Origin of the sequence: Pedobacter cryoconitis (assembly GCF_003259615.1) — a bacterium.
Lineage (GTDB): Bacteria > Bacteroidota > Bacteroidia > Sphingobacteriales > Sphingobacteriaceae > Pedobacter > Pedobacter cryoconitis.
This window is the reverse complement of sequence record NZ_QLLR01000045.1, coordinates 24995-35067: the sequence shown is the minus strand read 5'-3', so window position 1 is coordinate 35067 and position 10073 is coordinate 24995. Positions and strand designations below refer to the sequence as shown.

At 34.9% G+C, this 10073-nt stretch carries 9 protein-coding genes; 4 read left to right on the top strand and 5 right to left on the bottom strand.

The window, feature by feature from the left end; translation table 11 throughout:
- Both LY11_RS25150 and LY11_RS25145 read left to right on the top strand, forming a co-directional pair.
- Positions 1 to 299 (top strand): IS3 family transposase (locus LY11_RS25150; RefSeq protein ID WP_146610855.1); only part of this gene is annotated, 299 nt, incomplete at its 5' end.
- 427 nt (positions 300 to 726) lie between these two features.
- Positions 727 to 1467, top strand: coding sequence for a LytR/AlgR family response regulator transcription factor (locus LY11_RS25145; RefSeq protein ID WP_111636351.1), 741 nt, complete (start codon positions 727 to 729; stop codon positions 1465 to 1467).
- Between the two features lie 4 nt (positions 1468 to 1471).
- On the opposite strand, the gene LY11_RS25140 is transcribed toward LY11_RS25145, so the two are convergent.
- Entirely contained in the window at positions 1472 to 2269 is a 798-nt protein-coding gene (locus LY11_RS25140; RefSeq protein ID WP_111636350.1) for an NIPSNAP family protein, read from the bottom strand.
- 37 nt (positions 2270 to 2306) lie between these two features.
- On the bottom strand, positions 2307 to 2999 hold the full coding sequence (locus LY11_RS25135) for an ATP-binding cassette domain-containing protein (RefSeq protein ID WP_111636353.1): 693 nt from the start codon (positions 2997 to 2999) through the stop codon (positions 2307 to 2309).
- 790 nt (positions 3000 to 3789) lie between these two features.
- On the opposite strand from LY11_RS25135, the gene LY11_RS25120 reads away from it, so the two are divergent.
- Entirely contained in the window at positions 3790 to 4305 is a 516-nt protein-coding gene (locus LY11_RS25120) for a GNAT family N-acetyltransferase (protein ID WP_111636347.1), read from the top strand.
- A 55-nt stretch (positions 4306 to 4360) separates the two neighbouring features.
- Here the strand turns inward: LY11_RS25120 and LY11_RS25115 are convergent, their stop codons facing one another.
- The 3 genes from LY11_RS25115 to LY11_RS25105 all read right to left on the bottom strand — a co-directional run bounded on the left by LY11_RS25115 (position 4361) and on the right by LY11_RS25105 (position 7186).
- Positions 4361 to 5893 carry a L,D-transpeptidase family protein gene (locus LY11_RS25115; RefSeq protein ID WP_111636346.1) on the bottom strand — a complete coding sequence of 511 codons (1533 nt, stop codon included), beginning with the start codon at positions 5891 to 5893 and terminating at the stop codon, positions 4361 to 4363.
- Between the two features lie 77 nt (positions 5894 to 5970).
- The gene (locus LY11_RS25110) at positions 5971 to 6705 is read right to left on the bottom strand and encodes a DNA-formamidopyrimidine glycosylase family protein (protein ID WP_111636345.1); all 735 of its coding nucleotides are present in this window, start codon (positions 6703 to 6705) and stop codon (positions 5971 to 5973) included.
- A 25-nt stretch (positions 6706 to 6730) separates the two neighbouring features.
- Positions 6731 to 7186: a ferritin-like domain-containing protein gene (locus tag LY11_RS25105; RefSeq protein ID WP_111636344.1), complete on the bottom strand. Its 456-nt coding sequence runs from the start codon at positions 7184 to 7186 to the stop codon at positions 6731 to 6733.
- 427 nt (positions 7187 to 7613) lie between these two features.
- Here LY11_RS25105 and LY11_RS25100 point away from each other — a divergent pair, with 427 nt between their 5' ends.
- Complete coding sequence (locus tag LY11_RS25100; RefSeq protein ID WP_111636343.1) at positions 7614 to 10073, top strand: TonB-dependent receptor domain-containing protein; 2460 nt, start codon at positions 7614 to 7616, stop codon at positions 10071 to 10073.

Here is a 10073-nt window from a genome sequence, read left to right as displayed (position 1 = left end):
GCGGAGTTCAGTACGCTTGCAACGAATTCAGATGCTTACTGGAAAAAAATCCTTTGATCATCAGAAGCATGAGCAGAAAAGGAAATTGCTGGGACAACGCAGTAGCGGAGAGCTTCTTCAAGACGCTCAAAGCTGAATGTGTGTATCAGCATAAGTTCACAGACAAAGAGCAGGCAGCACTCATCGTTTTTGAATATATAGAGACTTGGTATAACCGTAAAAGATTACATTCTACACTGGGGTACTTGTCCCCAGAAGAATTTGGTAGAAACTTAAATAAACAAAATATTGCCGCTTAACTAAATGTCAACTTTAATGTTGCAATTCCAGCAAAGGATAATCCTAGTTTAAATCTCACAATTTTCCTTTGCCGTATTTAACCTTAAAATATCCTTTCCTAAAGAATTAAACACACCTCTGAGTAAAAAACGGAGAGTATATTCTAAGGTATTTAGTGCTAAAATCTAATCAGATAAGCATTAACTAATAAATTGCTTTCCTATTATACTTTAACTAATAATCAATAAAATAAATTTTAAGCCCGGCAACTTAATTTTCAAATATATTAATTACGTCAAAAATAATATTAAGGTTTATTAACCTGAAATGTATTATCTGTAACCCAAAGGAAGCTTGCTGAAACTACATATTTTACTGCTCAACCCGATTTTATTCCTTAATAAAATGTTACTTTCGTATTAACTACCCCCAAAAAGATAAGCTACCATGTATAATTGTATAATAATTGAGGATGAACTTCATACCATTGAATTATTAAAAACATATATTGATTCTATTCCTAATCTAAATCTGGTTGAGTCTTATTCAAACCCGGTCGTTGCTTTAAACAATATTACGAACAAGGTTCCTATTGATCTCATTATAATGGACATTGAAATGCCCGTTATTTCTGGATTAGAATTATCAAAAGAATTAGTTGGAAAAACGAAAAAACTGATTTTCATAACCGGGCATATGCAATACGCTTACGAGGCATTTCAGGTACATGCCGATGGCTTTTTATTAAAACCTTTTACAATACTAAAATTCACCTCATTAATTAAGAGACTTTTTCCAGATGAAGAACCGGTAAATGAGGAAAAATCAAAAAATGACCACGACTTCTTCTTTGTAAAAAACAAAAGCGAAGACCTGAACACAACAAAAATAAACTTTAATGAAGTTATCGCGATTGAAAGTCTCCACAACTACATTAAAATTTATACTGAAAAAGCCGAAATCGTCGCTTATTTAAAGCTAAGTGATATGAAAACCCTATTAGAAGATAATAATAACTTCATCCAGGTACATCGCAGTTTTATTATTTCCATGAGGCACATTAAGACAATTAGTGGCCCAAATTTAAAGATGGAAGGTGATTTGTTTATTAAAATTGGAGAATCTTATGGTGAAAAGTTCATTTCTTTTGTAAAAAACAGGACGTTGACAGTGAGTAAGAAAAAATAAAGCTTTACACCTGCGAATAAGCGGCTGGCAATAACAAAGTTGATGTGATTTTATTTACCAATAACGCATCTGAGTAACCATCAACAGTACTTATTTTTTTCCATTGTGCATCATCGACAAAAGACTTCCAGTGAAGTGCTTTACTATCAAGATCGTCAAAAGTTACCATATACGTCAAATTTGGTCTTGACGGCCCAATCACCGTTTCCCCCCAAAATACAGGCTTAAAACCTAAGCGCTTAAAAATATCAATTTCACCCTGATCATTGAACATTTCGATTTTCTTCTTTCCCGCTGCCTCACTTGCACTCTGATACTGACGTAATTCAAAAATACGGGACTTATTTGGTGGCACTATCATTTTAGGAGAATGTGCAAATGCTTTCATGATCGAGTTTTCAATACGTACATAAGCAGGAGCTGTTGCCGGAGCAGTCAAATAAAGAGCACCCTTTTGCTGGAATACTTTATCCTTCTCCAGTTTGACAATAACTTCATTGAAATCAACGAGACTACGATAAGGAATCAATACGAATAACCTGGTCTGACCTTCTGGCTTTAACTCGGTAAAAACACCTACATGTTCTACCCCTGCTTTGTTAAACGCCGGTATAGCTGCCTGACTGTAAAAATCTTCCACCAATTTTTGCTGAATATCATCTTTCAAAGTATAAACCCTTAGCTCATAAAATTCAGCAGGTTCATGTTGATCATCTTTAACCATAGCGTTACTTATTACAGGAGAAATAATTGCAGCCGTACTGGTCATCAGGGAGGCTTTTACAAACGAACGTCTTTTCATAAAATGAGGTCAATAACAAATACAATAATGATATAACTTATGTAAATGTAATTTTTTCAAGTTCAATATCATACTTCTCAGGCAAATAACCTAAATCAACTAAATCATTTAACCCTTCGATCTTTTTCACCGCACCATCATGCAACATAATCACCCGCGATGAAATAGCCAAAATATTAGCATAATCATGATCGGTAACGATAAAGCCCTTTTTCACAGCATGTTCTTGAATCAGGAGCTTAATTTTCTCTATATAAATTGGTGCTATTCCATTAAAAGGTTCATCAAATAATAAATAGCTGGCTGTTGAATAAATCATGATTAAAACTTCTATCATTCTTCTTTCACCACCAGATAATTCACGGCTTTTTTTTCCAAGAAACGGTTTCACCAGATCATGATCAAATAATATAGCTGCCTGATTCCTGTCACAATACAATGATACTATACTTTTTATCTTAATATGTCCTGGCAAGAAACTCTCCTGAGGCAGGTAACCTATTAAGCCCCTACTCTCAAACAAGCCATTTTTCGGAATGTCATCGATAGCTATGAATCTATTTTCCGCAGCTAATGATCCAAAAATAATCTTTAACAAAGTTGATTTACCAGATCCATTTCTTCCTAATAGCCCGATCACCTCCCCTTTCTTACAAGAAATGAAAACATCACTCAGCACTTGTCTGAATCTGAAATGCTTTCTTACACTATCAACGTGTAAACCACTCATAAACATAAAAATGCAAAACCAACCATTAGACTCATAACTATAGTATTAACCCACAGAGACACTTTACTGAGCCCAAGGTTATGGTAGAAATAATATTCATTGGTATTGTTTACCTCATAAATGAAATAATGAATAACAGGTGTGAGAATAATGTAGGAAATTCCTATTCCAGTGGTAATCCTGACCAGAGATGTTCCAAAAAAACCCAGCAGAACTGATAATGCCAATGAAGGGATAACAAGCTTTTTATAAAAAATCCATAAACTTTTTATGATGCGCATACATTATATTTCTACTTTTAGTTTAACAATAATAAGGATTTACAACATATTTACATCATGATTAAAGCAACCATCAAAGACAAACCATTAACTATTCAAATTCTAACAGGAAATTAATTTGGGTTACAGCTTATATATGATGAAATCTTTCAAAAAATCAGAAAGTTAATTTTGTTTTTATATATTTGAAATTATGATTTTGTAACAAGTACATCGCTTAGCCTTTATCCGACGGCAAATATATCTATCCCTGAATTCAGAGGGAGATGATTTCTTGTATACCTTAAAAAATGAAATTTATCTACTGTCAAAATACAATAGCGAGATCATAGGCCAAAAAATCACTTACACTTTTCTGAATTCATCAAACCATGCCCGCAGCATAGCTAAACGATATGTTTACAATAATGAGGCTACATTATTAAATAAAAACAGACAAGAAACAGAACATCACCATTTCGGCAGTCATCCTGACATTGATTCTCTGCCGAAATTAGCCAAACCAGGAAATGGTAACTACAAAAAGATTAATTATTAAGCCCTTAACTCTCCAACAACTTCAAAAATACACCCTAACTGACGGATCTTTAGAGGAAGAATTTCAAACACATTATATTCCAAGAACAATTACATATGAACTTCAGGAAGCAGTTGAACAAACTATAATTCCTAAAATAAATGACAGTAAAACTAACTACCTCTACACTACATTATGGGTAATCATAGCGGCAGATTCAAATCACCTGATCGGTGACCTTTGTTTTATAGGAGAACCGAACGCAGCAGAAGAAATTGAAATCGGATATGGTATCTATGAATCCTTCCGAAAAAAAGGATACATGAAAGAAGCAATAAACGGGATGATTCAATGGGCATCGGCACAGCACCAGGTAAAATCGATAGTTGCACATACCACTAAAATTGACCAGGCATCCTTTATACTGCTGCAAAAGAATAATTTCGTCAAAATAGACGAATTAGAATTTCTATACAAATGGCAACTTATTCTGGAAAAACAAACATAAAATAAATTGGTCATCCTGCTAAGAACTACAACAGGATGACCAATATATTTCAAGATCAAAATTGTTTTTGCTGCATTGCTTCGTACACCAATTGATCAAGATCATAAATATCCTTACCAAACCGGACTCCCCCTTTATCATTGAGCCAGGCTGTATAATAAAATAACCGGACTGGAATCTGCTGAGGTAAACCCATAAACTTTGCCCGCGGATAACCACTTTCCATCCCCTTCTTCAGCTGATCATACTTTTCACCTTTCCCGAATAACGTAAAAGCCAGGTCAAGAGGCTTTTCTACCCGAACACAGCCATGACTGATTGCCCGCATCCCTCGCTTAAACACACTTCTTACCGGGGTATCATGCAGATAAATACTGCTTCCATTTTTAAAAAGAAATTTGATTTTGCCCAACGAATTTTTCGTTCCCGGTTGTTGTTGAAAAGAATAATCGCGAACATCAATAACCGACCAGTCAATAGATTCCGGATCTCTGATCAGTTTACCTTTTTTAAAAACTTTGATATTATTATTAGAAAGATAATATTTATCATCTGAAGCATACCTGGAAATCTCATTCCGTGCAATACTTTGAGGGATATTCCATACCGGATTAATCTGGACGCTGTGGATCATACTTCCAATCTGAGGCGTTTGCTTATCTCCAGGTTCTCCCACACAAACCTTCATATGTAATATTGATTTGTCCTTATCCATTACATCCAAACTAAAATCAGCAATATTTACCGCTACAAATTTTTGTTCAGCAGGCTTATTCTTCCACCTTAGCCTCTCCATATTCACAACCACTTTCTGCCGTATGATAATCTTAACACTATCTTTTCCTTTATCAGTGGTATCCGCATCCAGCCGTTTTAATACTTTTTGTAAAGCCAGGTAAGTTTTTTCTTTTGGTTGTATACTATCCAGGTAAGTTTTAAGGTTTACTACTTCAAAGATACTGGTCACTGAATTGCTATCAGGAATTAAAGTTGGCATCGCGTAATTTTTATAAACCTTAGCCGGATCCGTCACCCCATACTGCATTGCCATACTATACCGGATTAATGAATTAACAACCGCTAATTCCAGCTTAGCTAAACTGCGCTGGATTCTTACAGTATCCGATGATTTTTGGTGGATTACTTCATCCAGCTGATATTTTAACCCCGTAACAAAGAATTGTTCAGGATTTAATCCATGCGCTATAGAATTATCCAGATAATCAGAAAGCGTTTGCAATTGCTGATCAGAAAAGAACTTTTGAACCAGCATCGGCTGATAACCCTTTTTTTCGTAAATACGATTGATCAGATCAGAAAAAGGTAAATCGGCCGACCGTGCTTCCAGAACATCAATAAACGCTGCGCGAAGTGCTTTCTCTTTTCTGGTTAGTTCAGGAAGATTTTTCAAAGGCTCCGGCTGAATATCAGGCCGTGCATTTATAGAACTTTGGGTAGGATAATTTGCAGCAACTTGTGATGTATTAACCGTAGTCCGTCTAACCCCACAAGAACTTAACAACAACAGGCAGACTGTTATTCTAATAATAAGATAGTTACCTAAGAAATCACGCTCAAAAACCCTCATCTTATTCTTACTGAAAATCAGTCATTTAAGTAACAAATCTATATCAGATTTTGTTTGAGCAGTCTTTTAAACGAATGTCAGGAAAACAATTTCTGACACCTTTCACAGAAAAAAGTGCTTCTCTTGGTTTTACCAAGATATTCCTTTTCCACAGGATGACCCATAGGGCAAACCTTACGTGAATACACTAACCATTTCTTTTTAAGGATAAAAGCCTTTTTCCATTCCAAAAAATCAAAACTATATAAACGTGCCTCTTTGACCAATTCTTTCAATTTACCAGGAGGCAGACCAGCCACTGTACTTAAAGGGTGTACACCTATTCTGTACAATACTTCATTTTTAATAATATTTCCAACGCCAGAAAATATATTTTGATCTAATAGTATATCACAAACCAAGCTATCTCCGTTTTCCTTAAGCTTTTTTATAGCCAACTTCGGGTCCCATTGATCTGACATCACATCACCAGACCAATCATAAGTCAGATTTATATCTCCCTCAATGAATTTCAAAGCGCAGGTATAAAAATTGAGCTCATCATTTTCAAAAACCAACCCCAATCTTACAGGTCTGTCTTTTCGCTCATTAATCCTGTAGCTCCCGAACATGAGGAAATGAATACGTAAACTAAATCCCTTAAAACAGATCAAAAAATGTTTGCCCCAGCTTTTAAAGGAAATAACTTCCTGATCCAGCATCCGGTCCTTATCAATAGTCGTATCACCTACCACATTGGTAATGGAAGTACCTTCTAAATGAAGTTCTTGTACAAGTTCTCTTAATATGACGATTGACGGGCCTTCGGGCATAACATTTTTTGATTAATACACAGATCTATTTTGGCAGACGCTGATGATAAGTTTCGATTTCTCTAAGGGCTTCCAGAATACCAGTACGTTGTTTTTGCAGTAATCCGATATGATCAGCATGAGAAGCATAGTCTTCCAGGCACTTATCAAATTTCTCTATTGCAGCTTTTTCACCAGTTTCAATTGCGCCAAGGATAGCGGCATCTTCTTTACTGCTTAAAGCTTGTTTAATATCAATCCAGGTACGGTGTAAACTTCCCAGTAACCCGCCATCTTCATTATCAGAATCTCCCCCATGCTGAGCAATATGCTCTTTAAGTTCCATCGCATAACCTGCACGCTGAGCCGAGTATTTTAAGAATAATCCTTTCAGTTCAATACTATCGGTAGTTTCACTTGCAGACTCATACCCTTCTTTTCCATCGTTAACAATGTTGACCAATCCTTTCAGATCATCAATGATTTCTTTGTTGCTTTCCATATGTTCTAGATTTTTTCCATGTAAGAACCCAGAAGAATAGAAATAGTTTTAGTTGTTTTTAAGAATAGTATCTCCTTATTTATTAAGCTAACCCTAAGCTTTGCTAAATATTTTTCTTAATTCAATCCTAGCAAAAAAAACACAATTATCGCCTGTGTTAAGCCCTCAGCATATCATGAAGGTGGTAACATCATATTAACGTTTCATGAAAACAATACAACAAAACAGCCAAATAAATATTTATTATATTTTTTTTGTGTTATTTAAATTAACCTGTATATTGTGATATGAAAAACAAATAATAAACCATTCCCCAGTGCGATTTAAAACACAGGGGAATTCATTATAGTTTTTCAAAAAACATCTAACCAAATTAAAATCGAAAGATTTGAACTTTTTCTAATTAAAAGATAAAGATTGAGGACCTATGAATAAACCTGAGTTTGCAATTGCCTTACCTTTTGTTGATTTAAAAGATGGTTCATCTATCGGTAGTAACGAAGAAAACCTAATGAAAATCAAGTTTACAGCCCTCCTATCCCTTTGTTTATGTCTTGTCAGCATTTCGAAAGTATATGCTCAACAAATTAACATATCAGGAATAGTTCAGGATAGCGATAAACAACCCTTAGAATATTCAGAAATCGCACTCTATAAAAAAGCTGACAGTATCCTGGTAAAAAGAGCCCTAAGCGACGTTTCAGGAAAATTCACAGTTACTGCAGCACCAGGTGAATACACACTAAAAATAAATTATCCTGGAAAAGTTTTTTTCTATAAAAACATATCCGTTTCACAAAACATTAATCTTGGGATCATACAAATTGAAAACAAATCAAAAGAACTGAGGGAAGTAGTTGTAAGTGGAAAGAAAAAACTGATAGAACGTAAAATTGACCGCCTTGTTTTTAACGTAGAAAACAGCATTGCCTCACAGGGCATGGACGCTACAGAAGCGCTGAACAATACGCCGATGGTAAGAGTTGACAAGAATAATGGCATTTCTATTGTTGGGAAAAGTGGTGTGTCGGTCATGGTAAATGAGCGAATGATTAACCTTTCCGGCAGCGAACTCGTGAACTACCTGCAATCTCTGCGTTCTGATAATATATCCAAAATTGAAGTTATCACTACCCCACCGGCAAAATATGAAGCACAAGGTAATAGTGGTATAATTAATATCGTGTTAAAGAAAAACCCGAATCTGGGATGGAGCGGAAACCTATCTTCTACCTATGTCCGGAAATCATTAAATGGCTATCTGAACAATGCCGTCTTTAACTATCAATCTTCCAGATTAAGTGCTTCTTTAAAATTAAGACATTACGACAGGGAGAAAAAATCCATTGAAAGGACCAGTGTCGAAAGTCAGAATTCTATTTTTAGTGTTGACAACAGAGTTGACATGAATGACGGGCTTGGGGCAAATTTCAGTTTGGATTATAAACTTACCGATAAATCAAAAATTGGGGTCATTTATGATTTCGGCAGAGGCCATGTTAATATGGATATTAACAATTCCTCCATTTATAAAACCGGGCAAACACCAGACTCGCTGTTAACTACCTATGCCGAGCACCGGTATAAAATCCCTGCTAATACGCTAAACTTGTATTACGACCTGAAGCTTGACAGCACAGGAAAAACATTAAGTATAAGCGGTAATTATTTCTCAAATATTCAGGAGAATGGAATAAATTTCAAAACATTAAATACAAATTCTTTACAATCTACGACCATTAGGAATTATAGTAAAATAGATTATAATATATGGTCCGGACAAGCAGATCTTACTTTGCCATATAAATGGGCAAAATTAGAAACAGGAGCAAAATATACCCTATTCAAAAACAGTTCTGACATTCAATATTTCAATTTTTTGAATAACGATTATGTTATCAATCCTGCCAACAGTAACCTATTCGATTATAAAGAACAAAATCTTGCAGGATATATTAGTTTGGAAAAAGACTTTAATGAAAAATGGTCTGCTAAAGCAGGTTTAAGATATGAATATTCAATCATTGAAGGAATATTGCCAGCAACTCAGACTAAAACAAAAAATAATTACGGAAAATTATTCCCTTCAATGTATGTATCCTATACGCCCGATAAAGACAATGTATTTTCTGCAAATTATTCCAGACGTATCAACAGACCATTTTTCAGAGCGCTTAACCCATACCGATGGTATTCAAACACCTATACTTATGCAGAAGGAAACCCTCTATTACAGCCCTCCTATAATGACAATGTTGAACTGGGATATTCCTATAAAAACACATTATCCTTTACCCTTTACAATCAATATGGCAGGAATAATTATGGGCAGGTTGTCGAATTTGATAATGGATATAAGATTACAAGTTATCAGAATTATTATAATGAAAACAACACAGGCCTGACTATAAATTATTTTGATACTTTCTTTAAAATATGGGAAACATCTATAAATGTAAACGCCTATTACACTAAAACAAAAGGGCTGTTACCACAAATTGTCGGACAGGAATCTTTTTCCGTTTATTATACCACCAATAATACCATTTCATTAAATAAAAGTAAGACACTCTACTTATTGATGAATTTTTGGCAAACCTTCCCATACAACAAAGGAAACTCGCTGATTAAAGGATCATATGAATTTGCCCCGGGAGTAAAGATGTCTTTTCTTGATAAAAAACTACAATTCAGTGCTATTGCGAATGATGTTTTTAAATCAGACAGAGGCCGTGGCTATACAACCTACAGTAATTCAATAACAACATTTGATAACTATTACGATGCCAGAACACTTACGCTAAGCTTAACCTACAATTTTGGAAATAATAAAGTAAAAGGTGCGAATAAGAGTATAAGATTTGACGAGAAAAACAGAGCAAATTAA

Coding starts and splice junctions, on each gene's coding strand:
- LY11_RS25140 (WP_111636350.1), bottom strand. CDS start 2,269: ATGAAAAGACGTTCGTTTGTAAAAGCCTCCCTGATGACCAGTACGGCT.
- LY11_RS25120 (WP_111636347.1), top strand. CDS start 3,790: ATGGTAACTACAAAAAGATTAATTATTAAGCCCTTAACTCTCCAACAA.
- LY11_RS25100 (WP_111636343.1), top strand. CDS start 7,614: ATGAATAAACCTGAGTTTGCAATTGCCTTACCTTTTGTTGATTTAAAA.
- LY11_RS25115 (WP_111636346.1), bottom strand. CDS start 5,893: ATGAGGGTTTTTGAGCGTGATTTCTTAGGTAACTATCTTATTATTAGA.
- LY11_RS25110 (WP_111636345.1), bottom strand. CDS start 6,705: ATGCCCGAAGGCCCGTCAATCGTCATATTAAGAGAACTTGTACAAGAA.
- LY11_RS25105 (WP_111636344.1), bottom strand. CDS start 7,186: ATGGAAAGCAACAAAGAAATCATTGATGATCTGAAAGGATTGGTCAAC.
- LY11_RS25145 (WP_111636351.1), top strand. CDS start 727: ATGTATAATTGTATAATAATTGAGGATGAACTTCATACCATTGAATTA.
- LY11_RS25135 (WP_111636353.1), bottom strand. CDS start 2,999: ATGAGTGGTTTACACGTTGATAGTGTAAGAAAGCATTTCAGATTCAGA.